General features: G+C 68.0%; 30 protein-coding genes, 1 tRNA gene and 1 pseudogene. 20 read left to right on the top strand and 12 right to left on the bottom strand.

What is annotated here, in order from left to right; translation table 11 throughout:
* Nucleotides 1-15 precede the first annotated feature (15 nt).
* Together J2753_RS03565 and J2753_RS03560 are read right to left on the bottom strand one after the other, a co-directional pair.
* A complete protein-coding gene (locus J2753_RS03565; protein ID WP_245334417.1) occupies nucleotides 16-1,728 on the bottom strand; it encodes a pyrroloquinoline quinone-dependent dehydrogenase in 1,713 nt (570 codons plus the stop codon).
* A 2-nt stretch (nucleotides 1,729-1,730) separates the two neighbouring features.
* Nucleotides 1,731-2,642 carry a hypothetical protein gene (locus tag J2753_RS03560; RefSeq protein WP_209490496.1) on the bottom strand — a complete coding sequence of 304 codons (912 nt, stop codon included), beginning with the start codon at nucleotides 2,640-2,642 and terminating at the stop codon, nucleotides 1,731-1,733.
* A gap of 117 nt (nucleotides 2,643-2,759) precedes the next feature.
* Between J2753_RS03560 and J2753_RS03555 the strand changes: the two genes are divergently transcribed.
* Complete coding sequence (locus J2753_RS03555; RefSeq protein WP_209490494.1) at nucleotides 2,760-3,767, top strand: twin-arginine translocation signal domain-containing protein; 1,008 nt, start codon at nucleotides 2,760-2,762, stop codon at nucleotides 3,765-3,767.
* A 22-nt stretch (nucleotides 3,768-3,789) separates the two neighbouring features.
* On the opposite strand, the gene J2753_RS03550 is transcribed toward J2753_RS03555, so the two are convergent.
* From J2753_RS03550 to J2753_RS03530, 5 genes are all read right to left on the bottom strand, one after another.
* Entirely contained in the window at nucleotides 3,790-5,145 is a 1,356-nt protein-coding gene (locus tag J2753_RS03550) for a PQQ-dependent sugar dehydrogenase (RefSeq protein ID WP_245334416.1), read from the bottom strand.
* A gap of 146 nt (nucleotides 5,146-5,291) precedes the next feature.
* Nucleotides 5,292-5,366: transfer RNA gene (locus J2753_RS03545), tRNA-Val, on the bottom strand.
* A 51-nt stretch (nucleotides 5,367-5,417) separates the two neighbouring features.
* On the bottom strand, nucleotides 5,418-5,681 hold the full coding sequence (locus J2753_RS03540; RefSeq protein WP_209490492.1) for a DUF7553 family protein: 264 nt from the start codon (nucleotides 5,679-5,681) through the stop codon (nucleotides 5,418-5,420).
* Nucleotides 5,682-5,723: 42 nt separating this feature from the next.
* Complete coding sequence (locus tag J2753_RS03535) at nucleotides 5,724-6,263, bottom strand: cob(I)yrinic acid a,c-diamide adenosyltransferase (RefSeq protein WP_209490490.1); 540 nt, start codon at nucleotides 6,261-6,263, stop codon at nucleotides 5,724-5,726.
* Complete coding sequence (locus tag J2753_RS03530; RefSeq protein ID WP_209490488.1) at nucleotides 6,260-6,499, bottom strand: glutaredoxin family protein; 240 nt, start codon at nucleotides 6,497-6,499, stop codon at nucleotides 6,260-6,262. Before J2753_RS03530 ends, J2753_RS03535 begins: the two co-directional genes overlap by 4 nt.
* A 918-nt stretch (nucleotides 6,500-7,417) precedes the next feature.
* Between J2753_RS03530 and J2753_RS03525 the strand changes: the two genes are divergently transcribed.
* Nucleotides 7,418-7,585 carry a DUF7838 family putative zinc beta-ribbon protein gene (locus J2753_RS03525; RefSeq protein WP_209490486.1) on the top strand — a complete coding sequence of 56 codons (168 nt, stop codon included), beginning with the start codon at nucleotides 7,418-7,420 and terminating at the stop codon, nucleotides 7,583-7,585.
* 21 nt (nucleotides 7,586-7,606) lie between these two features.
* On the opposite strand, the gene gcvPB is transcribed toward J2753_RS03525, so the two are convergent.
* Together gcvPB and gcvPA are read right to left on the bottom strand one after the other, a co-directional pair.
* Nucleotides 7,607-9,049 carry an aminomethyl-transferring glycine dehydrogenase subunit GcvPB gene (gene gcvPB, locus J2753_RS03520; RefSeq protein WP_209490484.1) on the bottom strand — a complete coding sequence of 481 codons (1,443 nt, stop codon included), beginning with the start codon at nucleotides 9,047-9,049 and terminating at the stop codon, nucleotides 7,607-7,609.
* Nucleotides 9,046-10,368, bottom strand: coding sequence for an aminomethyl-transferring glycine dehydrogenase subunit GcvPA (gene gcvPA / locus J2753_RS03515; protein ID WP_209490482.1), 1,323 nt, complete (start codon nucleotides 10,366-10,368; stop codon nucleotides 9,046-9,048). The genes gcvPB and gcvPA overlap by 4 nt, the downstream gene beginning before the upstream one ends.
* Before the next feature lie 145 nt (nucleotides 10,369-10,513).
* On the opposite strand from gcvPA, the pseudogene J2753_RS14660 reads away from it, so the two are divergent.
* Nucleotides 10,514-10,662, top strand: a pseudogene (locus J2753_RS14660) (VapC toxin family PIN domain ribonuclease); the annotation flags it as partial.
* Between the two features lie 10 nt (nucleotides 10,663-10,672).
* On the opposite strand, the gene gcvH reads toward J2753_RS14660, so the two are convergent.
* Together gcvH and gcvT are read right to left on the bottom strand one after the other, a co-directional pair.
* Entirely contained in the window at nucleotides 10,673-11,053 is a 381-nt protein-coding gene (gene gcvH, locus J2753_RS03510; protein ID WP_209490480.1) for a glycine cleavage system protein GcvH, read from the bottom strand.
* Entirely contained in the window at nucleotides 11,050-12,156 is a 1,107-nt protein-coding gene (gene gcvT / locus J2753_RS03505) for a glycine cleavage system aminomethyltransferase GcvT (RefSeq protein WP_209490478.1), read from the bottom strand. Before gcvT ends, gcvH begins: the two co-directional genes overlap by 4 nt.
* A gap of 114 nt (nucleotides 12,157-12,270) precedes the next feature.
* On the opposite strand from gcvT, the gene J2753_RS03500 reads away from it, so the two are divergent.
* The 6 genes from J2753_RS03500 to J2753_RS03475 all read left to right on the top strand — a co-directional run bounded on the left by J2753_RS03500 (nucleotide 12,271) and on the right by J2753_RS03475 (nucleotide 15,643).
* The gene (locus J2753_RS03500; protein WP_209490476.1) at nucleotides 12,271-12,558 is read left to right on the top strand and encodes a hypothetical protein; all 288 of its coding nucleotides are present in this window, start codon (nucleotides 12,271-12,273) and stop codon (nucleotides 12,556-12,558) included.
* Complete coding sequence (locus J2753_RS03495) at nucleotides 12,555-12,941, top strand: hypothetical protein (protein WP_209490473.1); 387 nt, start codon at nucleotides 12,555-12,557, stop codon at nucleotides 12,939-12,941. The genes J2753_RS03500 and J2753_RS03495 overlap by 4 nt, the downstream gene beginning before the upstream one ends.
* A complete protein-coding gene (locus J2753_RS03490) occupies nucleotides 12,931-13,473 on the top strand; it encodes a DUF7504 family protein (protein WP_209490472.1) in 543 nt (180 codons plus the stop codon). The genes J2753_RS03495 and J2753_RS03490 overlap by 11 nt, the downstream gene beginning before the upstream one ends.
* A gap of 90 nt (nucleotides 13,474-13,563) precedes the next feature.
* Entirely contained in the window at nucleotides 13,564-13,938 is a 375-nt protein-coding gene (locus J2753_RS03485) for a translation initiation factor IF-5A (protein WP_209490470.1), read from the top strand.
* Nucleotides 13,938-14,792: an arginase family protein gene (locus J2753_RS03480; protein ID WP_209490468.1), complete on the top strand. Its 855-nt coding sequence runs from the start codon at nucleotides 13,938-13,940 to the stop codon at nucleotides 14,790-14,792. Before J2753_RS03485 ends, J2753_RS03480 begins: the two co-directional genes overlap by 1 nt.
* A gap of 26 nt (nucleotides 14,793-14,818) precedes the next feature.
* Nucleotides 14,819-15,643, top strand: a complete 825-nt coding sequence (locus J2753_RS03475; RefSeq protein WP_209490467.1) for an MBL fold metallo-hydrolase — start codon at nucleotides 14,819-14,821, stop codon at nucleotides 15,641-15,643.
* A 30-nt stretch (nucleotides 15,644-15,673) separates the two neighbouring features.
* Here the strand turns inward: J2753_RS03475 and J2753_RS03470 are convergent, their stop codons facing one another.
* Nucleotides 15,674-16,654, bottom strand: a complete 981-nt coding sequence (locus J2753_RS03470) for a DUF5787 family protein (protein ID WP_209490466.1) — start codon at nucleotides 16,652-16,654, stop codon at nucleotides 15,674-15,676.
* A gap of 129 nt (nucleotides 16,655-16,783) precedes the next feature.
* Here J2753_RS03470 and J2753_RS03465 point away from each other — a divergent pair, with 129 nt between their 5' ends.
* The 11 genes from J2753_RS03465 to J2753_RS03415 all read left to right on the top strand — a co-directional run bounded on the left by J2753_RS03465 (nucleotide 16,784) and on the right by J2753_RS03415 (nucleotide 24,960).
* A complete protein-coding gene (locus J2753_RS03465; protein ID WP_209490464.1) occupies nucleotides 16,784-18,019 on the top strand; it encodes a translation initiation factor IF-2 subunit gamma in 1,236 nt (411 codons plus the stop codon).
* Complete coding sequence (locus J2753_RS03460; protein ID WP_209490462.1) at nucleotides 18,016-18,402, top strand: PIN domain-containing protein; 387 nt, start codon at nucleotides 18,016-18,018, stop codon at nucleotides 18,400-18,402. Before J2753_RS03465 ends, J2753_RS03460 begins: the two co-directional genes overlap by 4 nt.
* Before the next feature lies 1 nt (nucleotide 18,403).
* Complete coding sequence (locus tag J2753_RS03455) at nucleotides 18,404-18,967, top strand: DNA-directed RNA polymerase (protein ID WP_209490461.1); 564 nt, start codon at nucleotides 18,404-18,406, stop codon at nucleotides 18,965-18,967.
* Entirely contained in the window at nucleotides 18,968-19,165 is a 198-nt protein-coding gene (gene spt4 / locus J2753_RS03450; RefSeq protein WP_209490460.1) for a transcription elongation factor subunit Spt4, read from the top strand. It abuts the gene before it with no gap.
* Between the two features lies 1 nt (nucleotide 19,166).
* Complete coding sequence (locus J2753_RS03445) at nucleotides 19,167-19,697, top strand: GTP-dependent dephospho-CoA kinase family protein (protein ID WP_209490459.1); 531 nt, start codon at nucleotides 19,167-19,169, stop codon at nucleotides 19,695-19,697.
* A gap of 501 nt (nucleotides 19,698-20,198) precedes the next feature.
* Nucleotides 20,199-20,522, top strand: coding sequence for a 30S ribosomal protein S24e (locus J2753_RS03440; protein WP_209490458.1), 324 nt, complete (start codon nucleotides 20,199-20,201; stop codon nucleotides 20,520-20,522).
* Nucleotides 20,523-20,528: 6 nt separating this feature from the next.
* Nucleotides 20,529-22,163 (top strand): bifunctional N(6)-L-threonylcarbamoyladenine synthase/serine/threonine protein kinase, encoded by a 1,635-nt coding sequence (locus J2753_RS03435; RefSeq protein WP_209490457.1) that lies wholly within the window; start codon nucleotides 20,529-20,531, stop codon nucleotides 22,161-22,163.
* 48 nt (nucleotides 22,164-22,211) lie between these two features.
* A complete protein-coding gene (locus J2753_RS03430; RefSeq protein ID WP_209490456.1) occupies nucleotides 22,212-22,499 on the top strand; it encodes a DUF5808 domain-containing protein in 288 nt (95 codons plus the stop codon).
* Between the two features lie 139 nt (nucleotides 22,500-22,638).
* The gene (locus J2753_RS03425; RefSeq protein WP_209490455.1) at nucleotides 22,639-23,262 is read left to right on the top strand and encodes a non-canonical purine NTP pyrophosphatase; all 624 of its coding nucleotides are present in this window, start codon (nucleotides 22,639-22,641) and stop codon (nucleotides 23,260-23,262) included.
* Between the two features lie 280 nt (nucleotides 23,263-23,542).
* Nucleotides 23,543-24,208, top strand: a complete 666-nt coding sequence (locus tag J2753_RS03420) for a SatD family protein (RefSeq protein ID WP_209490454.1) — start codon at nucleotides 23,543-23,545, stop codon at nucleotides 24,206-24,208.
* Nucleotides 24,205-24,960 (top strand): DUF3307 domain-containing protein, encoded by a 756-nt coding sequence (locus tag J2753_RS03415; protein WP_209490453.1) that lies wholly within the window; start codon nucleotides 24,205-24,207, stop codon nucleotides 24,958-24,960. The genes J2753_RS03420 and J2753_RS03415 overlap by 4 nt, the downstream gene beginning before the upstream one ends.
* Nucleotides 24,961-24,990 lie beyond the last annotated feature (30 nt).

Below are 24,990 nucleotides of genomic sequence, written 5' to 3'. Positions count from 1 at the left end.
CCGGCAGGCGGGGCCTTACGCTTCCATCGAGAAGACGGCGACGGCGTCGCCGGTCTTGTGGGAGCGAAGGCCGCCACCGCCAGCCTGCACGGCGACGTACTGCTTCTCGGTGCCCGGGTCGTACCAGCTAACCGGGGAGGCGTTGACGGAGGCGCCGAGGTTGAACTGCCAGAGGCGCTCGCCGGACTCGACGTCGTAGGCGATGAACTCGCCGCTGCCGTTCCCGGTGAACACCAGCCCCGACGCGGTAGTCATGGAGCCACCCATCGAGTACTCGTCGTACCAGTCACGCCACTTGACCTCGCCGCTGATCGGGTCGACGGCGCTCATGACGCCGAGCTTGCGGTTCCAGTCGTCCTCGGAGGGGTAGTCGGCGTCGTCCATCTCGGGGGCGACGGTGAAGCCGCCGCCGAGGTAGAGGCGCCCTTCCTCGTACTCCTCGCGGTCCCACTGGAACTTGCTCGGGTAGTTCATCGCCTTGACGAACGCCGTGCGGGAGTTCGGGTCGTAGGAGACGGGGTTCCACTCCGCGCCGCCGTCGGCCGACGGCATGATCCACGGCGAGTCCTCGAGTTCGGCCGGCGGCAGGTCGAACGTGTTCAGCATCTGGCCGAACGCTTCGGAGCGCTCCATTAGCTGGCCGTTCTCGGCGTCCATGGTGAACAGCCAGCCGACCTTCCCGGCGCTCATCACGAGCCGCCGCTCGCTTCCCCGGACCTCCTCGTCGAAGATGATGGGCGGCGACGGCGAGTCGTAGTCCCACCAGTCGTGGGGGCTCTCGTTGTAGTGCCACTCCACGGAACCGTCCGAGGAGTTGATGGCGAGCGTTCCGTCGGAGTAGGGGTTGAGCCCCGGTCGGACGCCGGCCCAAACGTCGGGGCCGGGGTTGCCCGTCGGCGCGTAGATGGTGTCGGACTGCGGGTCGATGGAGGGCGTCATCCAGACCGTCGCGGCGCCGTTCTGCCAGGAGTCGTCGATCCACTGGTCCTCCGGCACCGTCCAGCGGCGCCAGACCTGCTCGCCGGATTCGGCGTCGACGGCGTCGACGTAGCCACGCACGCCGAACTCGCCGCCGGCGCTGCCCATGATGACCTTCCCGTCGTAGACGACGGGCGCCTCGGTGTTGGAGTAGCCCTTGGCCGGGTCGCCGGAGTTGTAGCTCCACTGCTGCTCGCCGGTGTAGCGGTCGAGGGCGACGAGGTTGGCGTCCAGCGTGGTCATGTAGACTTTGTCCTGGTACACCGCGACCCCGCGGTTGTTCAGCCCACAGCAGGGCCGGATGTTGTTCGGGTTGGCGTAGGTGTAGCTCCAGAGCACGTCGCCCGTCCGGGCGTTGAGCGCCTTGACGTGGTTCGGCCCGTTGGTCTGGTACATCACCGGCGGGTCGCCCGGCACGACGACCGGGGAGCCTTCGAGTTCGCCGCTCCCGGTCCCGGTCTGGAACAGGTACTCCAGTTCGAGGCCGTCGACGTTCTCCGGCGTGATGGTGTCGGCGCTGGTGTGACGCTGCTGTTCGTAGCCGCCACCGTACATCAGCCACGCGTTCGCGTTCGCGGAGGACCCGGTGAGCATCTCCTGGGTCACGTCCTTCTCCGGGATCATGTCGGCCGCGTGGGTCTCGGTCACCGGCTCGTCGATGGGCGAGTCGACCACGAAGAACTCGTCTTTCTTCTGGATCTTCGTGTTCTTGACCGCCTGCACCGCCTTGTCGTTCGATAGGTCAGTCATTGTTAGAAGCCTCCGTCAGCCCGCATCTCGTCGGTGATTCGGTATACGTCCCCAGCCATGTTCTCCTGGCCGGCGATCATGATCGCGGCCCCGCCGGCGAGGCCGGCCGCGAGGTGGGCGTCGTCGAACTCGCCCGCCCCGGCGATGTCGTGGGCCGCGGCCGTCATCAGGTGCAGACCGCCCAGCATCGTCTTGGTGTGCTGGACCCCCTGGTCGTACATCTGCTCGCTGACCAGCACCTTGTTCCGCCAGAGGTGGTCGTCGAGGCCGTCGATCCAGAGTAGCGCCCCGCCGGCGGCACGCTTGTGCAGCGGGCCGACGTTCGCGGGGTCGAACTCGTTGATGTCCGCCGGCAGGTCGCTTGCCGGCACCCAGTGTTTGAGCAGCTCCTGCTGGCTCGTGACGCTGGCCACCGTTGCGGTGATCTCCTGTTCGCTGAACCCTGCTTCGCTCAACGTCGCCGTGAGCGGTTCGGCGCGGACGAGTTCCTCGGTCGTCGTCGCGAGCCCCTCGCTCGTGTAGGCCGGCAGGTGTTCTTCGGCGCTGGCGAAGAAGCCGATGTCCGAGAGGTGTCGGTAGGCCTCCCACGCCGGCTCGGTCAGCTCCTGATACGGTGTGGCCTCCTCGGCTGGAAAGCCGGCCGCCCGCACGTCGGGGAGCGTCTCGACGGCGGTCGCGACGCCGGTCATCGAGTTCGCGAGCACGTCGGCGTCGACGGTGCCCGTGAGGTCGGCCCGGATCGCCTCGCCCATCGCGGCGAGCTCCGAGGACGTGCCGCTTCCGAGCGCGCTCCGGATGTCGCTCAGGGAGAACTGGCTCGCAGCCCCGACGCTCCCGGTTAGCCCGAGCAGTTTGAGGAAGTCTCGGCGCTCCTCCTCGCCGATGGATACTTCTTGTATGTTACTATCTTCCATACCTCACGGGTTGTGCTTCAGATTGGATAAAGATACTGGGTGGTGGCATAAATGGGATATAAATCTTCGGTGATTTCGGGAGTAACCTTATGTGGCTCCCAAAAGCTACTATGGTGCATGGCAGATGATCCTACATCACGCCGAAAGGTGCTGCGAGGGATGGTCGCGGCCGGAGCCGCGACGAGCCTCGCCGGCTGCGGGTTCGGCGAGTCGACGGACACCGAGACCGACACCGAGTCGTCGACTGAATCGTCGCCGACCCCGACGGCGGTGTCGACGGCGACGCCCGAACCGGTCGGCGACATCGACGAGACGACCGCGGAACTGGAGCAGTACTCCGACGCGCTGACCGCGTGGGAGGACGGCTACACCAACACGATGGAGTACGTCGCCAACGACGACGGCTCCGCCGGGATGGGCGTCCACTTCACGAACCCGGATGTGGCCGACGACGAAGTCGACCCGCTCCGCCCACACGCGCTGTTCTACCAGATCAACGATCAGGGTCGGTACGACCTGCTCGGCGCCGAGTGGTCCGTCCCGACGTCGGCGGTCGATCAGGCGCCAACCCTGTTCGGCGAGACGTTCCAGGGCCCCCAGCAGGGCCTGCGCGCCCGCCAGCCAGAGCAGTACGCGCTCCGGGCGTGGCTGTTCGCGGACAACCCCGAAGGGACGTTCGCGACGTTCAACCCCGACATCACGCCGCCGGCCTACGCGACACAGTACACCGACGTGGGCTTCGCGACTCGGACGTTCGAGGATGTCCAGACCGCCCAGCAGACGGGCTTCTCCCGGCGCGGAAGCTGTCGCGTGGGCACCAACGGCGCGGAGGGCACGAACTTCCTCTCCGGGTCGGACCCCTTCAACAGTTCGGGCACGCTCTACCACAGCAACTTCCAGTCGCTGCTCTACGAGAGCACCGAGAACGGCCGACAGCTCGTCGGCGTGAAGTGGTTCATGCCGGTCGACGAAGTCGACTCCCGGCCTTCGCTGGTGGGGCAGTCGATGAAGGGGCCCATCGACGGCTACTTCGAGGGGATGGGGCGCCACTACGAACTCACGCTCTGGCGCAAACCCAACCCAAACGGGCTGTTCGCCCGCTGGAACCCGACCATCGACTGCTGACGGTCCGTTTTCTGTCTCCGATTCAGGCGACGACCCGAAACACGCCGCCGCCGTCGGCGCCGCGCCCGAGCACGTACATCTCGCCGCCGATCCGGTCCATGTCGAAGATCTGTTCGATCTTTCCGGCGTCGTCGGCGGCGATGGGGAGCGGTTCGGTCTCCCAGAGCCCCGACTCGCGGGGGTGGGCGACGAACAGCCGACCCTCCGGAGCGAGGTCGCCGAACAGGAACCGACCCTGCAGTGACGGAAGTTCGTCGCCGCGGTAGATGTTCCCCGCGATGACTGAGACGCCCGAGACGGGCGCGTCGCCCTGCGGGTACTCGATCACCGGATCCAGCAGCGGTTCGCCACCGCGCACGTCCGGCGGCGTCTCGTCGGGGCAGCTATCGGCCTGAAAACAGTGGGTGGCCTCTTTGACGTTCCAGCCGTAGTTGCCACCCTTCTCGACCAGATCGACCTCCTCGTATCGGTTCTGCCCCACGTCCCCGGCGTAGAGGTCCTCGCCGTCGAACGCCAGTCGCCAGGGGTTCCGGAACCCCCAGGCGTACTGCTCGTCGCGGCCGTCCCCGCCGACGAGTGGGTTGTCGTCCGGGACGCTGTACCCCCGATTCGGCGATCGGTCGTCGACGTCGAGGCGGAGAATGCTGCCGAGGAGGTTCTCGGACACGTCCTGCCCGTTGCCGCCGCCGACGGCGTCGTACCAGTCGTCGACGTGGCCGGTGCCCTGATCGTTGGCGGCGCCGCCGTCGCCGACGCCGACGTAGAGGTAGCCGTCCGGCCCGAACAGCACGGAGCCGGCGTTGTGGTTGGCCTGTGGCTGGTCGATGGTCAGCAGGCCGGTCCGCGAGTCGGGGTCGGCCTGATAGCCGTCGGTGCCCACCTCGAACTCCGCGAGGATGAACCGGTGGCTGTAGCCGTCGGGGGTCGAGTCGTCCGGCGGCGCCGAGTAGCGCACGAACAGCCGGCGGTTCTCGGCGAAGTTCGGGTGGAGTGCGATGCCGAGCAGCCCCTTCTCGTACCCCCGGGAGAGTCCGTCGCTGATGTCCAGTAGCGGCGTCGGGCGCAGGCTCCCACCCTCGAGGACGCTGACGGCGCCGCCCTGCTGGGCGACGTAGCACAGGTCCGAGTCGGGCACGTCGATCATGTCCAGTGGGGTCCCCATTCCCGTGGCGACGGTCTCGAGGCCAATCGAGTCGGGGATCTCGGGTGGCTCCTGTTCGGTTTCGGTGCCGGTCTCCGTCTCTGTCGGCGACGGCGTCGGGGTCGGCGACTCACTGGGCGACGCTGTGGTCCCGGTCGGCGGTGCCCCGTCGCCGTTACAGCCGGCGAGCGCGGTCAGCAGGCCGGTCCCGGCGAGGACGAACTGTCGGCGATCCATGGTGATCGATGGGTGGGCGGAAGGTTGGGTGTTGGGGTGATCGAGGTCGGAATCGGCCGTTCTCGGCCGACCCTTTCGAGGGTCCCGACCAGTTCCCGGATCCCAGAGACGGCGCAGGCGCTCTCGGTCGTGGCGTCGAAAGAAAGTGGGTCGGCCAAGATTTGAACTTGGGGCCTGCTCCGTGTGAAGGAGCCGTCATAACCGGACTAGACCACCGACCCTTCACCCAAAATGAAGGCGAGGGCGGACTTAAGCGTACTGTCTCGGGACGGCTACTCCTCGCGCTGTTCGCGGTACGCCGCCAGCCGGCCGCGAGCGCTTTCGACGGCCTCGCGGGCTTCGCCCTCGGCACGGCCCTCGAGCTCTTTCAGGTCGCCCTGAAGCTTCTCCAGCCGACTCGGTTCGGGCTCGTTCTCGGTGCCGGTGAGCTCTCGGACCCGCTCCTCTAGGGGCTCGAGCTCCTCCTTGATGCCGGCCTTGGCGTGGTCGACCGCACGACCCATGTAGTAGCGTGCGTCCTCGAAGTGACTCGCCATACCCGATGTTGCTCTCGAAAGGTCAAAAGCCTTGAGGCCGGCTCAGTACGTCGGCGATTCCTCGGGCACCCCTTCGCGCTGATTCACGAGGCGGGCGACCGTGAACAGGTAGTCCGAGAGGCGGTTCAGGTACCGGATCGCCTCGGCGTTGACGGACTCGCGCTCCTGTTCGCCCAGGGCGACGGCGCGGCGCTCCGCGCGGCGCGTGACCGCGCGGGCCTGATGCAGGCGCGCGCCGGCGTCGCCGCCGCCGGGGAGGATGAAGGAGGTGAGCGGTTCCAGCTCCTCGTCAGCCTCGTCGATCCAGTCTTCCAGATCGTCGACATCCGAGGCGTCGATCTGGGGGTCGTCCTCGCCGGTGTCGGGGTTGGCGAACTCCGCCTGCACGACGTGGAGGCAGTTCTGGACCTGCTTGAGTTGGGCGTCGACGTCGTCGTAGCCCGTCGGGCGCACGCGGCCGACGAGGGCGTTGGCCTCGTCGACGGTGCCGTAGGCTTCGATGCGGTGGCTGGTCTTCGAGACGCGTTCGGCGTTGCCGAGGTCCGTCTGGCCCTCGTCGCCACGACCGGTGTAGACCGTCACGCGAGGGTCTGCTCCACGTACTCGACGATGTTCGCGCTCTCACCCATCGTGACGCCGTGGTCCTCGTCGACGAGGACGGGGACGCTGCGCTGATTGCTCACGCGGGCGACCTCGTTGCGCTCGGAGTGGAGCGCGTCGACCCAGACGGTGTCGTACTCGACGCCGGCACCTTCGAGTGCGTCGTGGGCCTTCTCACACCAGGGGCAGCCGTCCAGTGCGTACAGGGTGATGGACATGGATTCCGTTTGGGTTCGCTGTGGGAAGTAGCTTGTTACGGTGGCCTATTCGATGTTGGTGACTGCACCTGGACCACGGCTGGGACCCCGAACAGCACCGCGGAGTTCCCATGACCTCCTGTGACCGCACCGCCCTGCACCGCGGCCACAGCCTCCCCAACCGACTCACTCCCGTTCGGTCGTTCGTCCTCCGGGGGAGCAAGTGGTTCGAGAGAGCAAAGCTCTCTCGTCATGTCGCCGAGAATCGGAGATTCTCGGCTGCTAGCCAGAAGGCGCTGCCTTCTGGCGATGCCAAGAGGCGCGGAGCGCCTCTCGTATCACTCCCTCGTGGTCCCACTCGCTTCGTCGCCGGCGGCGTCGCCGCCGGCTGTCACCGAAAGCCGCTGGCTTTCGGTTGCCCGAGGGGCTTCGCTCCTCCCCGCCAGCGGAACCTTCGGTTCCGCCCCGCTCGCGGGACCCTCGCGCGCTCGTTCGCGCCGACGCGTTGTGCGGGCGACCCGTGCGTCGCCCGCACGGCCAGCGAGAGCTTCGCTCTCGCCCTGCTCACGTTGCGCGCCACCGCTGGCTGCGGTGGCGGTGGACGCCTCGCGCTCGCCAGCGCCCGGCGAGCGCGGGGGGAGGAATGGGGAATCGGTACTGTGCCGTTAACGGGAGCGAAGCTCCCGTTTGCCAGCAGGAAGGCGGCGCCTTCCTGCGACGTTGACGAGAATCTCCGATTCTCGTCTGCCAACCAGAAATCGGAGATTTCTGGTGACCGGGCCTCGTGCCCGGCACTCTGCGGTCACAATTTGCCAACGAGCGAGATGCTGTTGCTGCTTCGGTAGCGCGATACCCATCCGAAAACCCAGGCAACAGCCCAAACGACGCCAAACCATCGAAGCGATATCTTCAACACGCCCACGACCCAACTCCGCGGCCATGAGCCTCGAAGCCGAACACGACTGTCCCGACTGTGGCGGCACCCGAACGTTCTGGAAGACCGCGGCGATGAACGTCCACCTCGGGAAGAAGGTCAAGTGGCAGTGTGAGGACTGCGACTACGGCTTCATTCAGATCGACGGCATCAGCACCGCGCAGACCGCTTAAAACGCCGACCCGTTCTCCGAGCTACTCCCCGTCCAGTGCCTGCCACGAGAGCCGCGGGTCCCGCGCGGCGTTCGTCTGGTCGATCCGCCGGGCAGTCGTCCGACTCGGCGCGTCGTGGCGCTCCTCCGCCGTCGACCCCAGCGCGGCGTCGAACGCCGCCGCCAGATCGTCCAGGGACTGCTTGCTCTCGATCTCCGTCGGTTCGGTGAGCATCGCCTCGGGCACCATCTCCGGCCAGTTCGTCGTCGGCGGGTGGACGCCGAAGTCGAGCATCCGCTTTGCCACGTCCGCAGCGGCGGCGTCGCCGGCCGTCGCGGCGAACTCGTGGTGGAACGGGCCGTACGGCACCGCCAGATCCACCTGCCCGGCGAGGTAGTTCGCGTTCAGCACCGACTTCGCGCTGGCGTCGGCGAGCCCCGAGTCACCCAGGCGGGCGATGTAGGCGTACGCCTTCACGAGCACCAGCCAGTTGCCCTGGAAGCCGTGGACGCGCTCGATGGCGTCCTCGCTCTCGACCAGTTCGTAGCCCGAGCCGGTCTCCGCGACGCGGGGGTTCGGGAGGTACGGTTCGAGTTCTTCGGTGACCCCAACCGGGCCGGCACCCGGTCCGCCGCCGCCGTGGGGCGTCGCGAACGTCTTGTGGACGTTGTAGTGCATGATGTCGAACCCCATGTCGCCGGGCCGCGCCCGGCCAAGCAGGGCGTTGAGGTTCGCGCCGTCGTAGTAGAGCAGGCCGCCGGCGTCGTGGACCACGTCGGCGATAGCCTCGATGTCGCGCTCGAACAGCCCCACCGTGTTGGGGTTGGTGAGCATCAGCGCTGCCGTGTCCTCCGACACGGCGGCCTCTAAGGCCTCCATGTCGACCCGGCCGTCCTCCCCGGAGGGGAGTTCGACCACGTCGTAGCCCGCCAGCGCGGCCGTCGCGAAGTTCGTCCCGTGGGCGGAACTGGGGATCAGCACCTCGCTGCGGTCCTCGCCGTTCGCGCGGTGGTAGGCACGAGCGACGGCGATACCGGTGAACTCGCCCGCCGCCCCAGCGGGTGGCTGGAGCGTCACGGCGTCCATCCCGCCGATGCGGCCGAGGTAGTCCTGCAGGCCCGCAAGCAGGCCGACCGTCCCCTGAATCGAGTCCGCCGAGCGGTCGGGGTGGACCGCCGCGTTCGGGTCGGCGGCGACGTCCTCGGTAACCGGCGGGTTGTACTTCATCGTACACGAGCCCAGCGGGTACGGGCCGGACTCGATGCTCCAGTTCATCTGGGAGAGCCGGGTGTAGTGCCGGGCGAGCTCCGGCTCCTCGGGGTTGGGGAGCGTGAGTTCGTCCCGGGTCAGGTCGTCGGGCAGTGCGTCGCCGGGTTCGACGGTGTCGCTGCGCTTCTCGGTCAGCAGCGGTTCGTTCTCGTCGTCGCTGACCGCGTAGGTGGCTTGGTCGTACGTGCGTCCCGGCTCGCGATTCTGCTCGCTCATGCTGCCACCTCCTCGAACGCCGCGACCAGATCATCCGCGGCGTGGGCGTTGGCGTCGGTGACACAGACCTGCAGTCGGTGCTGGCCGATCACGTGGACCGCGAACCCTTCCGCTTCGAGGTCGTCGGCGACGGCCTGTGCGGGCTGATCCGTCCCGACGACGAACTCTCGGAACTGGTGCCGGTCGTCGACCGGCGCGCGCAGGCCGACGATGTCGTCGATGTCCTGGGCGAGATCCTGGGCGAGCGTCACGCAGTCCTCCGCGAGATCGACGAGGCCGTCGGCGCCCAGATACGCGGCGTGCATCGCCGCCCGGAGCGCGACCCACGCCTGGTTCGTACAGATGTTCGAGGTGGCGCGCTGCTTCCGGATATGCTGCTCGCGGGTCTGGAGCGTCAGCGTGTACGCTCGCGTCCCCTCGGTGTCCTCGCTGGCGCCGACGAGTCGCCCCGGCACCTGCCGGAGGAACTCCTCCTTGCAGGCGAAGAGGCCGAGTCCCATGCCGTAGGATGCAGGGAGGCCAAGCACGCCGGCCTCGCCGACGACCACGTCGGCGCCGACGCTCGCTGGCTCCTCGAGGATCGAGAGCGCGACGGGGTCCGAGCCCAGACAGAACAGCGCGCCCGCCGCGTCGGCGATCTCGCCGATCCCGGCGAGGTTTGGCTCGATACAGCCCCGAACGGTCGGCGTCTCGGCGTAGACGAACACCGTCTCCTCGCCCACCGCGTCGTCGAGGGCGTCGATGTCGGCGGTTCCCTCCTCGGTCGGGTACTCCTCGACCCGGAGGGCCGCGCCGTCGACGTAGTTGGCCAGCACCGAGCGCTTGCCCTCGCGGAGGGTTTCTGGCACGAGTACGACCTCGCCGTCGGCGCTGCGCACGCGGTCGGCGAGCAGCGCGGCCTCGCCCAGCGCCGTCGCGGCGTCGTACATCGAGCAGTTGGCGATTTCGAGGCCGGTGAGTTCGACCAGCATCGACTGATACTCGAACAGCGCCTGCAGGAACCCCTGCGTGATCTCCGGCTGGTACTGGGTGTAGGAGGTCAGGAACTCCGAGCGCTTCGAGAGGCTGTCGACGACGCTCGGGACGTAGTGCTCGTAGTGGCCGCGGCCGAGGAACTCCGTCAGGTCGTCGTTCTCGGCCAGCAGGCCGGAAAGCTCCCGGCGGAGCGCCTGCTCGCTCCGGGACTCGATCCCGAACTCGCCGTCGAACGCGACGGGGTCCGGGATGTCGAACAGTTCCGCCTCGTCGGCGGCGCCGACGGCGTCGAGCATCGCTGCCGTCTCGGCGTCGGTGTGGGGGGCGTACGGGCTCCCGCTCATCGTCCGCCTCCGTGGTGAGAACTGCGGTGGCTCATCGTTCGAGGGATGGAACTTCGGGGACAAAGACGTGCCGACTCCGGCGCGCGACGGGGGGTGGTTGCACAGGAACGTGTGGCCGGTCAGCGACTTCACTGCCGGCCGCTCGCTGTTCCGCCAGTACGACGGGCTGGCGGCGACGCGACGATGGCCGCGTACATGCGCCGCGAGGGGATCGAGTACCTCTACAGCTTCGACGACGACTTCGACGCCGTCTCGGAGATCACTCGACTCGGCCGCGCGGAAAACCCGTTTTCGTCGGTCTTTCTCAGGCGATCTGGTCTTCGTACTCGTCGGCGTCCATCAGCTCCTCGAACTCCGACTCGTCGCTGGGCTCGACTTCGAGCAGCCAGCCGTCGCCGTAGGGGGCCTCGTTGACCAGTTCGGGCTGGTCGTGGAGCGCCTCGTTGACCGTGACGACCTCGCCGGAGATCGGTGCGTGGAGGTCCGAGACGGCCTTAATGGACTCGACGACGCCGAACGGCTCGTCGTGGGCAATCGTGTCGCCCTCGTCGGGCAGTTCCACGAACACCACGTCGCCGAGTTCGTCCTGCGCGAAATCCGAGATGCCGATCCGGATCGGCTCGTCGGTGGTCGCCCATTCGTGCGATGCGAGATAGTTCCGGTCGTCGGGTACGTCGAAGCTCATTGGATGAAGGGGGGAGTGGTGACTTCAGCGCGTTTCTCGGTGCCGCGGACGACGACCGCAACCTCGGTGCCGTCCTCAGCGAGGTCCGTCGGGAGGTAGCCCAGCGCGATGGGGTCGCCCAGCGTGGGGCTCATCGTCCCGCTGGTGACCTCGCCGACGGTCTCGCCGTCGTGGGTGATGTCGTAGCCGTGGCGGGCGACGCCGCGCTCCTGCAGGACGAGGCCCGTGAACGTCTCCTCGACGCCGGCCTCCTTCTGGGCTGCCAGCGCGTCGCGCCCGACGAACTCCGTATCGAGGTCGACGGTGAAGCCGACGCCGGCCTCGAAGGGGGTCCGGGGGTTCTCCTCGGGGTGGAAATCCTGTCCGGAGAGGAGCAGGCCCTGCTCCATCCGGAGCGTGTCCCGCGAGCCGAGGCCGCAGGGCTGGCAGTCGAACGCCGCCCAGACCGCCTCGGCGTCGTCGGCATCACAGAGGATCTCCACGCCGTCCTCGCCGGTGTAGCCCGTGCGGGCCACCAGACAGTCGGCGCCGGCGACGGTCGCCTCGGTCGCCGAGAACCGCGAGAGGTCGCGGATGTCGTCGCTCTCCGCACCGAGCGGCGCGTCGATATCCTCGACGGCGTCGGCGGCGAGGCCCATCGCCTCGGGCCCTTGCACCGCGAACATCGCCCATTCCGCCGTCTCGTTCGAGACGGTGGCGTCGAGGTCGTTGGCGTCGCGGTAGTCGACCCAGCGCTGCTCTGCCGCCTCGTCGTGGCCCGCGTTGGGGACGAACAGGTACTCGTCGCCGGGGAGGCGGTAGGTCATCGTGTCGTCCTGAATGATCCCGTCCTCGTCGGTGATACAGGAATACTGGGCGTCGCCGACGTCCATCGAGGAGACGTCGTTAGTCGTGAGTCGCTGCATCAGGGTCTCGGCGTCGGGGCCCTCGACGCGAATCTCGCCCATGTGGGAGACGTCGAAGATCCCGGCGGCCTCCCGGACGGCGGTGTGTTCGGCCCGGATGGAGTCGAACTCCACGGGCATCTCCCAGCCGCCGAAGTCGGTGAACCCCGCGCCGCGGTCCTCGTGGACCCCGTACAGCGGTGGTCGCCGTGTGGCCATGGAGGCAGGTGTTGCGGGCGGGAAGTAATGCTTTGTCATCCGGGCAGTCGCCGACTCCCTCCTGTGGCCTGAGGCGGCAAAAAGGCTAACACCCTCTCTCCCCACATTCGCCCCGTGCCAACCCTCGCGGAGCTATTTCGGCTGGGGCAGGTCGTCGTGCTCTCGGCGACGCTCCCCATCGCCATCATCGCCGCCCGCGGCTACCGGGACGCGCCGTTCGGGCGGGTCGTCCGGCCGCTGGTCCCGATCACGCTGTCGTATCTCGGCGTCGCGGCGATCAAACTCCTCGAACCGTCGATGGGCGCCGACGCGAGCAAACTGCTCGGCAGCGTCGCCATCGCGCTCATCGCGTGGACCGGCCTACAGGCGATCCTGCTGTTGAGCGGCCGGAGGGAGCTATGAGCCACATCCTCATCGCCCAGACCGTCGTCCTCGTCGCCGTCTCGCTGGCGGTGCTCTACCCGGTCGTCGCCTACGCCCGGACGCTGCTGTACACCGAAGCCGTCGCCATGCTCGCGGCGTCGTTGCTCGTGTTCTCCGCGGGATCGCTCGTCGAGGAAGGTCTCGGGATGGTCACGCCCGCGGAGGGGGTCTACCTGCTCTCCGCGCTGTGTTTCGCCGGTGCGGCCTGGCTGTTCGCCCGGGAGTTCATCCGGATCGATTCGGGCGGGTTCGATGCCGACGACGCCACGCCCGGCGCGTCGCCGGGATTCGCGGAGGCCGCGGACACTGACGGCATCGAGGGCGGATTCGGCGCCACCACGGAGGGCGAGGATGGCGAGTAGCGAGTTCAGCCCCCCGGAGAACTGTCCGCTCGACCTCGCTCCCGGTGAGGCGGCGCTGGCCAAACTCGGCGGGCAGGACTCGCCCATCGAACACCTCCCTCAACGCGCCTACGAGAACCTGCTCGTCGTGACGGTCGGGGCGCCGAAAACCGTCGAGGCGGCCGTCCGGGAGGCCGGCGGCGACCCGTCGAACGTGGGCATCGTCCCCGTCTCGGCGTCGCCGCTGCACTACGACGGCCCGTGCTGGACCGCCGACCGCGTGTCGCCCTCGGACCTGACGGGGATCAGCATGCAGTTCGCCCGCGGGGAGCGCTACCTCGCCGACGGCTCCGGCTGGGTCGTCGTCGACGGCCTCGGGACGATGCTGATGTACGCCGAGGAGGAGAACCTCTACCGCCTGCTCTCCCATCTGACCGGCCGCACTCGGGAGCGGAAGCTCCGACACGTCACCGGCATCGTCGACAGCGTCGTCTCCGAGACGACGCTCGCGCGGTTCCGCGACCTCCACGACCGGTCGGTCTCGCTGGAGTAGCCCGTTCTCGCCCCGAACCGAATCCGCGCTGGCGTGGGGCTCTCGCGCCGTTCCAAGAGGTTTATACCGCTCACCCGGGAATTCGTCCCTATGGCGAAAGAGCAGAAGCAGGTGCGTGAACTGCAGGAGGGGAGCTACGTGATGATGGAGGAAACCCCCTGCGAGATCAACCACTACAGCACCGCCAAGCCCGGGAAACACGGCAGCGCGAAGGCCCGCATCGAGGGCGAGGGCGTGTTCGACGGGAAAAAGCGAAGCCTCTCCCAGCCGGTCGACGCGAAGGTCTGGGTCCCGATTGTCGAGCGGAAGGGCGGGCAGGTCGTCTCCGTCGAGGACAACGACGCGCAGATCATGGACCTCGAGACGTTCGAGACCTTCACGATGCGCGTGCCGGAGGACGAGGACCTGCAGCCGGACGACGAGATCGAGTACCTCGAGTACGAGGGTCAGCGGAAGATCGTGTGATGGGGTTCCCCGGCGCCGTCGCCGACCGTGAGGACGCCGACTACGCAGTCCTCGGTGCCCCGCTCGACGTGTCGACGACGTTTCAGCCGGGAGCCCGGTTCGGCCCGGAACGGATCCGGCGGTTCTCGCAGTCCTACGACGACTACGACCGCCGCACCGACCACCACTTCTCGAAGTGTGGCGTCCACGACGCCGGCGACGTGCGGGCGTGGGACGACGCCACCGACTACCTCGACTACCTCGGCGGCAGCCTCGCCGATCTCCACCGCGACGACGTGCTCCCGCTCCTCCTCGGCGGCGAGCACACCGTCACTGCCGCGGGCGTCCGCGCGACCGACCCCGACACGCTGGTCGTCCTCGACGCCCACCTCGACCTCCGGGAGGCGTACGACGGCAATCCGTGGAGTCACGCCGCGGTCGTCCGACGCGCACTCGATGGTGACCCCGCGGACGACCCGCTCTCGGCCGTGGACGGCGTCGCCGACCGCGTCGTCCTCCTCGCCGCCCGGACCGGATCCAAAGCGGAGTGGGAACGCGCCGAACAGGACGACGTGACTGTCGTGGCTCCCGAGGACGTAGCCGACTGGGAACCCGACCTCGCGGGCGAGGACGTGTACCTCTCGGTCGACATCGACGGCGCCGACCCTTCGGTCGCGCCCGGAACCGGGACGATGGAGCCGTTTGGGCTCTCGGCCCGGGAGATGCGCGACGTGGTCCGGCAGGTCGCGCCCCACGCAATCGGCTTCGATGCCGTCGAGGTGAACGACCGCGACGACGGGCAGGCCGCCGCGCTGGCGGGGAAACTGCTCAAGGAGTTCGTGTTCTCGCACGCGGCCGCGGACCCGGACCACTAAGTCCTCGGCCCACCGCTCCCGAACTGATGCGCGTCACCCTCCTCGGGACTGGCGACACCACCGGCACCCCCACCGTCGGCTGTGACTGTGCCACCTGCGAGCGTGCTCGTGAGCGTGGCATCGAGCGCTCGCGGTTCTCGGTCCACGTCGAGAACGAGCGCACCTGCGAGTGCCTGCTCATCGACGCCTCGCCGGACTTCCGCTCGCAGTTTGAGGCGACCGGCGCAGCGCTCCCGGACGCCGCCGTCATCACCCACGTTCACTTCGACCATCTCGACGGGTTGGGGAACTTCTACCGCCTGCTCGACGACCTGCCGGTCCACGCCGCCAGCGCCCTCGACCCCTTCACCGGCGCGAGCGTCGCCGACTCCATCCGCGAGCGCTACGACTACCTCGACGTCGTCGAGATTCACGGACAGGAGCCGTTCTCCACGTTCGAGGTCTGTGGCCTCGAACTCACCCTCGTCCCGGTCGAACACCCGCCGATGGCGTGCTACGGGCTGGCCGTCGAGGACCCCGAAACCGGGGCGAAGCTCTCGCTCTCGGGAGACACGAGCTACGACATTCCCGACGAGTCCCGCGACGCCCTCCGGGACCCCGACCTGCTGCTGGCCGACGCCATCGTCCCGGCGTCGCTGGCGCCGAAACACCCCATGGGTGGCTCGGATTTCGACGACGAGGGCGTGCCGCTGACGTTCGGCACCAAGCACATGACCCGCCAGGGGGCGATTCGGCTGGGCGAGGACCTCGACGCCGACGAGACGCGACTCGTGCATCTCGCGCACTACTACCCCGCCGACGAGGCGTTCGGGGAGCCACTCGCCGTCGACGGCGAGGTGTACGACCTATGACTGCTGGCCGCTAGAACTGGTCGCCGGCTGCTAGAACTGGTCCAGTCCGGCCTGCTCGCGGGCGACGCCGGACGGATCACGAACCCACGGCGTTCGCTCGTCGCGGAGTTCCTCGGGATCAACGTCCGGTTTCTCTCCAGTCTCGTAGCCCGGACAGTCCGTACTGCAGTCGCTACCGGGCGCGATCAGGCGCTCGTGGAACGAGCAGTGCGGGATTCCGTCCTCGGTCGCCGTACAGTTCCCACAGCCCGGGTACTCGGTCGGGCGCCAGCCCTTCCCCCACGCGCGCTCGGCGATCCGGCGGCGCTGGCGAGCCTTCGCGTGGGCGCTCACGAGGCCCACGTCGGTCCGGAGGGGCTTCTCCGCGCTGATCTCGACGCCCGGCTCGTCGACGGCCAGCGGCGACGGCTCTCGGACGACTTCACGCTCGCCCGTCTCGGGGTCGAACCGCCACACCCCCACTGCGTCGGGGATGCGGTTCAGGTGCGCGCCGGTGACGTAGCTCTCCGTCGCCAGCCAGAGTTCGTCGAACAGCGAGAGGGCGACATCGAACCGGAGCTGGAAGTCGAGATCGCCCGGCCGGCCGAGGTCGGGTTTGTTCTCGACCCCGACCAGTTTCCCGGCCCAGTCGGGGTAGCGCGTGGTCTGGCGGACGTACGTGCGCCCGCCGCGGCGTTCGCGCTCGAAGAAGCCGATTTCGGCGGCGCGCTCGGCGACGCTCTCGGCGTGTTCGGGGCTGCAGTCCAGCGCGTCGGCGACGGGGACGGCCTCGCCGACGCCGACGTCGCCCTCGATAGCCAGCGGCGGGATGGTCTCGCTCGTGATCGCGGCGCGGTCGTCGACGCCGGTCGCCGCCGACGCGTCGCTCACTGCCTCGGTGGGGACGACGCCGACGATGTCCATCACGCGGGCGCCGGGGGTGTCGACGGCGGCGCCGAGTTGGCGTGCGAGCACCCAGTCGGTGGCCGTCTCGAGGTGGGCAGCCAGCGCGAGTTCGAACGCGACCTCCACGCCCCGGGGTGGGTGGCCGGCGGACAAAAGGCCGTCTCTCGTGGACGCGGGCGGCTTGAGGAGGGGAGAACAGCACCTTTATCAGTCGCTCGGGGCGAATTTAGAGTAGAATTCCTCTCAGGAGGTCATATGGTGACGGAGAACCCAACACAACCGGAGGTGAACATCGGACTGGTCGGCCACGTCGACCACGGGAAAACGACGCTCGTGCAGGCATTGAGCGGTTCGTGGACCGACAAGCACAGCGAGGAGATGAAACGCGGGATCTCCATCCGCCTTGGCTACGCCGACGCGACGCTGCGTCGGTGTCCAGAGGAGGAGTCCCCCGACTGCTACACCGTCGACGAACGGTGCGACGAGCACGACGTAGACACTGAAGTCGTCCGCGACGTGTCGTTCGTCGACGCGCCGGGCCACGAGACGCTGATGGCGACGATGCTCTCGGGCGCGGCGATCATGGACGGCGCGGTGCTGGTCGTCAGTGCCACCGAGGACGTGCCTCAGGCACAGACTGAGGAGCACCTCATGGCGCTCGACATCATCGGCATCGAGAACGTCGTCATCGCCCAGAACAAGGTCGACCTCGTCGACAAGGAGCGGGCGGTAGACAACTACGAGCAGATCCAGGAGTTCGTCGAGGGAACGGTGGCCGAGGACGCCCCCGTCGTCCCCATCAGCGCCCAGCAGGAGGTCAACATCGACCTGCTGATCGACGCGCTGGAGGCGGAGATCCCCACGCCCGAACGGGACCCGACCGCCGACTCCCGGATGTTCGTGGCCCGGAGTTTCGACATCAACAAGCCCGGCACGACCGCCGACGACCTACTCGGTGGCGTCGTCGGCGGGTCGCTCGTCCAGGGCACCCTCTCGGAGGACGACGAGGTCGAACTCCGCCCCGGCCGCGAGGTCGAGGAGGGTGGCCAGAGCGAGTGGCAGCCCATGACGACCACCGTGCGCTCGATCCAGGCCGGCGGAAGCCCCATCTCGGAGGCGACCCCGGGCGGCCTGCTCGGCGCGGGGACGGGGCTGGACCCGTCCTACACGAAGGGTGACGCGCTCGCGGGGCAGGTCGCCGGCGAACCCGGCACGCTGCCGCCGACGCTCGAGGAGTTCGAGATGGACGTGGAGCTACTCGACCGCGTCGTCGGAGAGAACGACGAGGTCGAGGAGATCTCGACGGGTGAGCCGCTGATGCTCACCGTCGGCACGGCGACGACCGTCGGCGCCGTCACCAGCGCCCGAACCGGCGAGTGTGAGGTGTCGCTCAAACGCCCCGTCTGTGCGGATCCCGGGGCCAAGATCGCGATCAACCGCCGCGTGGGCGCCCGCTGGCGACTCATCGGCATCGGCACCCTGACGGAATGAGCGCGACGGCGGTGCTCGACACCAACGCCCTGATGATGCCGGTCGAACTCGACGTGCGCGTGTTCGACGAACTCGACCGGCTGCTCGGGTCGTACGAGGCCGTCACGCCCGCTGCCGTGATCGCGGAGTTGGAGAAACTCCGCGAGGGCAACGGGCAGGAGGGCACCGCCGCCGCAGTCGGCCGCGATCTGGCCGAGCGCTGTACCGTCGTGGAAACGGACGAACCGTACGCCGACGACGCCGTCGTCGCCGCCGCCGAGGCGGCCAACGGCGAGGTGTACGCGGTAACGAACGATCGCCCGCTGCGTGACCGCCTGCTCGACGCGGGCGTTGACGTAATCGGTTTAAGGGGGCGGAACACACTGGCGATAACTGAAACCTAGCATGTACAAACGGGTACGACTCAAGGACACGGTCGAGGTGCCGCCGCGGAACCTGGCCGACGTGACAGAACAGCGGGTGCAAGCCCTGCTGCAGGACAAACTCGAGGGACGGATGGACGAGGACGTGGGCAGCGTCGTGAGCGTCGTCGAAGTCCACGACATCGGCGAGGGCGCCGTGCTGCCGAACCGACCGGGCGTCTACTACGAGGCGGAGTTCGACGCCATCACCTACGACCCGGACATGCAGGAGGTCGTCGACGGCACGGTCGTCGAAGTGGTCGAGTTCGGCGCCTTCGTCGGGATCGGCCCCATCGACGGCCTGCTTCACGTCTCCCAGATCTCCGACGAGTATCTCGCCTACGACGGCGAGAACCAGCAGCTGGCTTCCGGGGAGTCGAACAAGACCCTCGGCGTCGACGACGCGGTGCGCGTCCGCATCGTCACCAAGAGCATCGACGAACGCAACCCCCGGGACTCCAAGATCGGTCTCACGGCCAAACAGCCGGGGCTCGGCAAGCACGAGTGGCTCGCCGAGGAGTACGAGGACCGACAGGAGGAGGCGTAGATGGCGGACCCACGACTGGCGTGTCGGGAGTGCCACTACGTCAACGAGCCCGACAGCCAGAGCTGTGACTACTGTGGCTCCTCCAGTCTGACCGAGGACTGGGCGGGCTACGTGATCATCAACCACCCGGAGGAGAGCGACGTGGCCGACGAGATGGAAGTCACCGAACCGGGGAGCTACGCGCTGAAGGTCCGGTAAGGTGCTTACGCTGCCGCCGGCGCTCCGCGAGGCGTTCAAGGAGCCCTTCGGGCCGCTCTATACGGATATCGACGACCTGCTTGCCGACGCCGACGAACCCATCGTCGCGGTCGGCGACATGGTGACCTACCACCTCCGGGAGGCGGGCCACGAGCCGCACGTCTCGGTCGTCGACGGCCTGACCGAGCGCGACGCGATTCCCGAGGAGGTCCGCGAGGGTCTCGAGGGCGCGGGTGAGCGCCGGATCGAGTTGGTCAACGAGCCATCGGAGCTCTCTCGGGACCTCCTGATCGCGCTCCGTGACGCCATCGACGCCGAGGCGGACACGCTGCTCGTCGTCGAAGGTGAGGAGGACCTGGCGACCCTGCCGGCCGTGCTCGCCACGCCGCTCGGTGGGAGTGTGGTGTACGGGCAACCGGGCGAGGGGATGGTGCTGATCGAGGTTACTGAGTCCTCGCGGGCGGAGATCCGGGATCTGCTGGTGCGGTTCGACGGCGACGCGGATGCGGCGTTGGCGACTCTGGGTGTTTGAGGGCTGATTTTGTGTGGTTTCTGTGGTGTGGATTGTCGGTGGTGGCTTGAGGTTCGCCTACTGGTACGGCGACGGCTTCCGCAACAGCAGCTTTATCGTTGGCCACTTGTACCGCACCGCTGACCGCCCCGCGGCCTCAGGCCTCCCCAGCCGACTCGCTCGGGCTTAACCCTCGCTCGTCCCTCGCGCGCTCGTTCGCGCCGACGCGCTCACGTCGCGCGCCACCGCCGGCCGCGGTACAGTTGCGGTGGACGCCTCGCGGGCGCCGATGGTCGGCGCCGGCGGGGGGAGGGGTGGGGATTCGGGACTGCGACGGACCTCGGGTCCGGCGCTCTGCGGTCACAATTTGCCAACGATAGCGCTGCTGTTGCGGTCGCTGTCACTCCTACCTGAGCGATCGTCAATACAACACCCACCCACCCAGATCGACCACTACACAGACCGACAGTAGCCCTTCGAAATCCTTTTGCCGTTTTCCGGCGCATCTTCGGGCAACTGACCATGGAGATCGAGATCATCGACGAGGACGAGAACCCGATGTTGCACCGTACCGACGTTCGCTTCGAGCTGACCCACGAGGACGCCACGCCCTCGCGCCTGCAGGTCCGTGACAGCCTCGCCGCGAAGCTGGACAAGGGCTCCGACGAGGTTGTCGTCCGAAAGCTCGACACCAAGTTCGGCATGCGCAAAACCGTCGGCGACGCGAAAGTGTACGAGTCGGCCGACGACGCACGCGACGTCGAGCAGGAACACATGCTGAGCCGAAACAAGATCGAGCCTGACACCGAGGGCGAGGCCGAGGAAGCGGCCGCGGACGCCGAGTAACGCCGGATGCGCGTTCTCGGGGTCGAAGGGACGGCGTGGTGTGCGAGTGCCGCCGTCCACGACACCGAGACCGACGAGACCTTCATCGAGTCTGACGCCTACGAACCGGAGAGCGGCGGCATTCACCCGCGCGAGGCGGCCGAGCACATGGGCGAGGCGATCCCACGCGTCGTCGAGACCGCAGTTTCTCACGCCGACGGCGACATCGACGCCGTCGCGTTCTCGAAGGGCCCGGGACTGGGCCCCTGCCTGCGCGTCGCCGGCACCGCCGCGCGGGCGCTCGCCGGCACGCTCGACGTTCCCCTCGTCGGGGTGAACCACATGGTCGCCCACCTCGAAATCGGGCGCCACGAAGCCGAGTTCGACTCGCCGGTCTGTCTCAACGCCTCCGGCGCCAACGCCCACCTGCTGGGGTTCCACGACGGCCGCTACCGCGTGCTGGGCGAGACGATGGACACCGGGGTCGGCAACGCCATCGACAAGTTCACCCGCCATCTCGGCTGGAGCCACCCAGGCGGCCCGAAAGTCGAGGCGGCCGCGAAAGACGGCGAGTACGTCGACCTCCCCTACGTGGTGAAGGGGATGGACTTCTCCTTCTCGGGGCTGATGAGCGCCGCCAAGCAGGCCGTCGACGACGTTTCCACGAGCGAAGCGAGTGGGGGCCCGTCGGAGCACCGCTCCGACGACGGAACGCCCGTCGAGGACGTCTGTTTCTCGCTGCAGGAGCAGATCTTCGCGATGCTGACCGAGGTCAGCGAGCGCGCGCTCTCCCTGACCGGGAGCGACGAACTCGTCCTCGGCGGCGGCGTCGGGCAGAACGCCCGCCTGCGGGAGATGTTGGAGAAGATGTGTGAACAGCGCGGCGCGGCGTTCTACGCACCCGAGGCACGCTTCCTGCGGGACAACGCGGGGATGATCGCCGTGCTGGGCGCCGAGATGGCCCGGGCTGGCGACACCGTCCCCATCGCGGACAGCGCCATCGACCCGAACTTCCGGCCCGACGAGGTGCCGGTGTCCTGGCGCGAGAACGAGTCCGTTGCCGTCGGCCACGGCGTCTCGGCGGCCGGCCTCAGCGACCCCCGCCGCGGCGCCGAAGCCGTCGTCGACCTGCAGGACGACGAGGTGGTCAAGCGCCGGATTCCCAAGGGCTATCGCCATCCGGAACTCGACGCGAATCTTCGTCGGGATCGGACGGTGCTGGAGGCGCGCCTGCTGAACGAGGCGCGAAAAGCGGGCGTGCCGACGCCGCTGGTCCACGACATCGACGTGCCCGAAGCCACCCTTCGGCTCCAGCACGTCGGCGACGCCGACCTCTCCGAGGCGCTCACGGTCGACCGAGCCCGGGAGCTTGGCGACCTGCTCGCGCGCCTCCACAGTGAGGAACTGGTCCACGGCGACCCGACAACCCAGAACGTCCGCGTCGGTGACCGCCTGTTCCTGATCGACTTCGGCCTGGGCTACCACTCGGGGCACCCGGAGGACCACGCGATGGACCTCCACGTGTTCGAGGGGTCGGTCGAGGGGACGGCCACCGACCCGGAACCGCTCTGCCGGGCGTTCGAGGCCGGCTACGCGGAGACGGGCGAGGAGACGGTGCTCGAACGTCTCGCCGAGATCCGCGGTCGCGGGCGCTACCAGTAACCGCGCCCGGACCAAAACGATTTATCGCCGCCGGTCCTCCCTCCGTCCATGGCAGACAACGAGAGCGACAAGCCCCAGTCCGGCGAGCTCTTCGGCGTCCCGTACAACTTCGATCGACCGAGCATCGGCCGGATGCTCTCAGCGTACTGGCAGCCCGGCGAGGGGATGCTGGTCGAGAAGCCGTTCGGCGTGGGCTACACGCTCAACCTCGCGAGCTGGCGCTCGTGGCTGGTGCTGCTGGTCGCCGGCGGCCTGCTCTGGCAGGAGACCCAGAAGGGCTCGGAGGAGGACGTCGAGACCGAGGAGCCAGTGGAAGTCATCGTCGACGACGACTGAGGCGCGGCAACTGACAGCCGCGACTTTGTGACGACTGAGGCGCGGCAACTGACAGCCGCGACTTTGTGACGACTGATCTCGCCCGCCGACCGCAGGCGAACCGCACCCTTCTTTCCGGAACCACCCCCAGCCCTGGTAGATGCTGCGCTACGTCACCACCAACCCCGGGAAAGTCCGCGAGGCCGAGGAGTATCTCGGCGAGGAGGCCGTCTCCCAACTCGACTACGACTACACCGAGATCCAGAGCGACGACCTCGGCCGGATCGCCGCCCGCGGCGCGCGCGAGGCGTACCGCCACGCCGGCGAACCCGCGCTCGTCGACGACGCCGGCCTGTTCATCCGCGCGCTTTCCGGCTTCCCTGGCCCGTACTCCTCGTACGCCGAGGACACCATCGGCGTCGAGCGCACGTGGGAACTCGCCAGTGAGGAGGACGACCGCGCGGCGTCGTTCCGCTGCGTGCTGGCCTACTGCGACGGCGAGGGGTTCGACGCCTCGCCCGATCCCGTGGACAAGGACGACCGCGTTGCCGCCGCCGCAGCGGGTCCTGACGGGGACGACGAGGAAGCGCTGCCCGTGAAGCTGTTCGAGGGTCGTGTGCGCGGAACCCTCGTCGAACCCCGCGGAGAGGGCGGGTTCGGTTTCGACCCCATCTTCGAGCACGAGGGAACGACGTTCGCGGAGATGGGCGAGGCCGAGAAGAACGCCATCTCCCACCGCGGGCGGGCGCTGGCGAAGTTCGCGGAGTGGCATGCCGAACGGTAGTGATCAGCGTGAGGATGTGGCACGTCGAGCGGTAGTGGGCAGCGCGAGGCTGTGGTACGTCGAGCGGTAGCGTTCAGCGCGAGGCTGTGGTACGCCGAGCAGTCCCCGTCGGTCGAGCCACCGTCAGGATCACCAACCCCGCGAACGGCACAAGTTCGCCACTATCGGCGAACTATCTATTAGTTCGCCCTTGGGGGCGAACTCTCTAACGGCCAAAACACTGATGCGTGTTAGCCAGAAATAGCGAACTCAGCCCCGATTCGGTAGCGGAGGCGAACCAATGACTAAGAACGTGGACGACCAGATGTACGTCGCACTGATCGGGGATATCCGCGGGTCCCGGGCGTTGAACGACCGCAACGAGGCACAGAAGGAGTTCAAGCGGGTTATCAACTCTCTCAACGACCACGTTCCGGCCAGCGCCATCGCGTCGCAGTTCACCGTGACGACCGGCGACGAGTTCCAGGTGTTGCTGACCGATGCCACCGCCGCCGTCGAGGCTGCGGTCACGGCGAGCGACCAGTTCCACCCGGCGAGGCTGCGATTCGGGATCGGGAGCGGGGAACTGGCAACCGAGGTCAATCCGGACCAGGCGATAGGCATGGACGGCCCGTGCTTCCACCGCGCTCGGGAGGCGATCAACTCGGCCGAGAAAGATGCGGCGTGGCTCCGCGTGGCCGGGTGGCCGGACGACCTGGATAGGCAGATCAACTCGCTGTCCGACCTAGTGCAATGTGTGCGCGAAGACTGGACGGAGCGCCAGGCCGAGTTCGCCGTGGCACTCGAGGAGGAAGGGTCCCAAAAACGCGTCGCGGAGCGCTTCGATGTCTCGAAATCGACCGTGAGCGAGTCACTCAGCGCCGGCCACGTCCAGGAGGTACGGGCCGCCGAGACCACGCTGGCGGAGCTGTTACAGCAGAACCTGCCGGAGGGTGATTGCCCATGAGCGGCTGGTTGACCGCACTCGGGCCGGAGGGAACTGCCCTCGCACTGCTCCTGCTGGGCCACGTTCTCGCCGATTTCACCTTCCAGACGGATGCACTCGCAGCGAACAAACATCGGGTCGGCCCCCTGCTCTCGCACATCGCGATCGTACTCGTCGTGCACGTCGCTGCGTTCGTTCCGCTACTGACTCGCCAGACGGCGCTGATCCTCGTAGCCGTCGGTGTGGCTCATCTCGCCATCGACACCGTCTCGGCCCGGGTACGTCGTCGAACGGCCCGCTCACCGCGTCTGTTTTTGGCTGATCAACTGGCCCACCTCCTCGTCCTGCTGGGTGCGTGGTCCCTGGTCGATGCCTCGGCGTGGACGACCGCGCCGGTAGTGGCCGCCCTCGGTGGTGTCGCCAGTCTGCCGTGGTCCGAGTTGACCACCGGGGCGGTGTATCTCGCCGCATTCGCGTTCGCTCACGAGGGCGCGAACACCATCGTTAGTGGCATCCTCCCGTCGGACGGGCCCGAGCCCGATGGCGAGGATCTGGAGGCCGGATCCCTCATCGGGAGTCTCGAACGGTGGATCATCCTCCTGCTCGGCATCGCCGGCCTCTGGGAGGCGGTCGCACTCGTCCTGGCCGCGAAGTCGATTGCTCGGTTCGAGGAACTGAAGGAACGAGCGTTCGCCGAGTACTTCCTTGTCGGTACGTTGACCAGTGTTCTGGTCGCGTTCGTCCTCGTGGTTCTGGTGTCACTCCTGGTTTGAGGGCCGCTTTCGGAGGGAGACCCCATCTGA

Source organism: Halolamina salifodinae (genome assembly GCF_017874235.1).
Classification (GTDB): domain Archaea; phylum Halobacteriota; class Halobacteria; order Halobacteriales; family Haloferacaceae; genus Halolamina; species Halolamina salifodinae.
This window is presented reverse-complemented; position numbering and strand designations above follow the sequence as displayed.

What these genes read in the sequence shown, in the direction of transcription:
- J2753_RS03475 (WP_209490467.1), top strand. Translation starts at nt 14,819, where the DNA reads ATGCGCGTCACCCTCCTCGGGACTGGCGACACCACCGGCACCCCCACC.
- J2753_RS03440 (WP_209490458.1), top strand. Translation starts at nt 20,199, where the DNA reads ATGGAGATCGAGATCATCGACGAGGACGAGAACCCGATGTTGCACCGT.
- J2753_RS03555 (WP_209490494.1), top strand. Translation starts at nt 2,760, where the DNA reads ATGGCAGATGATCCTACATCACGCCGAAAGGTGCTGCGAGGGATGGTC.
- J2753_RS03465 (WP_209490464.1), top strand. Translation starts at nt 16,784, where the DNA reads ATGGTGACGGAGAACCCAACACAACCGGAGGTGAACATCGGACTGGTC.
- gcvH (WP_209490480.1), bottom strand. Translation starts at nt 11,053, where the DNA reads ATGAGCTTCGACGTACCCGACGACCGGAACTATCTCGCATCGCACGAA.
- J2753_RS03495 (WP_209490473.1), top strand. Translation starts at nt 12,555, where the DNA reads ATGAGCCACATCCTCATCGCCCAGACCGTCGTCCTCGTCGCCGTCTCG.
- J2753_RS03550 (WP_245334416.1), bottom strand. Translation starts at nt 5,145, where the DNA reads ATGGATCGCCGACAGTTCGTCCTCGCCGGGACCGGCCTGCTGACCGCG.
- J2753_RS03455 (WP_209490461.1), top strand. Translation starts at nt 18,404, where the DNA reads ATGTACAAACGGGTACGACTCAAGGACACGGTCGAGGTGCCGCCGCGG.
- J2753_RS03560 (WP_209490496.1), bottom strand. Translation starts at nt 2,642, where the DNA reads ATGGAAGATAGTAACATACAAGAAGTATCCATCGGCGAGGAGGAGCGC.
- J2753_RS03420 (WP_209490454.1), top strand. Translation starts at nt 23,543, where the DNA reads ATGACTAAGAACGTGGACGACCAGATGTACGTCGCACTGATCGGGGAT.
- J2753_RS03490 (WP_209490472.1), top strand. Translation starts at nt 12,931, where the DNA reads ATGGCGAGTAGCGAGTTCAGCCCCCCGGAGAACTGTCCGCTCGACCTC.
- J2753_RS03530 (WP_209490488.1), bottom strand. Translation starts at nt 6,499, where the DNA reads ATGTCCATCACCCTGTACGCACTGGACGGCTGCCCCTGGTGTGAGAAG.
- J2753_RS03435 (WP_209490457.1), top strand. Translation starts at nt 20,529, where the DNA reads ATGCGCGTTCTCGGGGTCGAAGGGACGGCGTGGTGTGCGAGTGCCGCC.
- J2753_RS03480 (WP_209490468.1), top strand. Translation starts at nt 13,938, where the DNA reads ATGGGGTTCCCCGGCGCCGTCGCCGACCGTGAGGACGCCGACTACGCA.
- J2753_RS03485 (WP_209490470.1), top strand. Translation starts at nt 13,564, where the DNA reads ATGGCGAAAGAGCAGAAGCAGGTGCGTGAACTGCAGGAGGGGAGCTAC.
- J2753_RS03430 (WP_209490456.1), top strand. Translation starts at nt 22,212, where the DNA reads ATGGCAGACAACGAGAGCGACAAGCCCCAGTCCGGCGAGCTCTTCGGC.
- spt4 (WP_209490460.1), top strand. Translation starts at nt 18,968, where the DNA reads ATGGCGGACCCACGACTGGCGTGTCGGGAGTGCCACTACGTCAACGAG.
- gcvT (WP_209490478.1), bottom strand. Translation starts at nt 12,156, where the DNA reads ATGGCCACACGGCGACCACCGCTGTACGGGGTCCACGAGGACCGCGGC.
- J2753_RS03565 (WP_245334417.1), bottom strand. Translation starts at nt 1,728, where the DNA reads ATGACTGACCTATCGAACGACAAGGCGGTGCAGGCGGTCAAGAACACG.
- J2753_RS03425 (WP_209490455.1), top strand. Translation starts at nt 22,639, where the DNA reads ATGCTGCGCTACGTCACCACCAACCCCGGGAAAGTCCGCGAGGCCGAG.
- J2753_RS03540 (WP_209490492.1), bottom strand. Translation starts at nt 5,681, where the DNA reads ATGGCGAGTCACTTCGAGGACGCACGCTACTACATGGGTCGTGCGGTC.
- J2753_RS03460 (WP_209490462.1), top strand. Translation starts at nt 18,016, where the DNA reads ATGAGCGCGACGGCGGTGCTCGACACCAACGCCCTGATGATGCCGGTC.
- J2753_RS03525 (WP_209490486.1), top strand. Translation starts at nt 7,418, where the DNA reads ATGAGCCTCGAAGCCGAACACGACTGTCCCGACTGTGGCGGCACCCGA.
- J2753_RS03415 (WP_209490453.1), top strand. Translation starts at nt 24,205, where the DNA reads ATGAGCGGCTGGTTGACCGCACTCGGGCCGGAGGGAACTGCCCTCGCA.
- gcvPB (WP_209490484.1), bottom strand. Translation starts at nt 9,049, where the DNA reads ATGAGCGAGCAGAATCGCGAGCCGGGACGCACGTACGACCAAGCCACC.
- gcvPA (WP_209490482.1), bottom strand. Translation starts at nt 10,368, where the DNA reads ATGAGCGGGAGCCCGTACGCCCCCCACACCGACGCCGAGACGGCAGCG.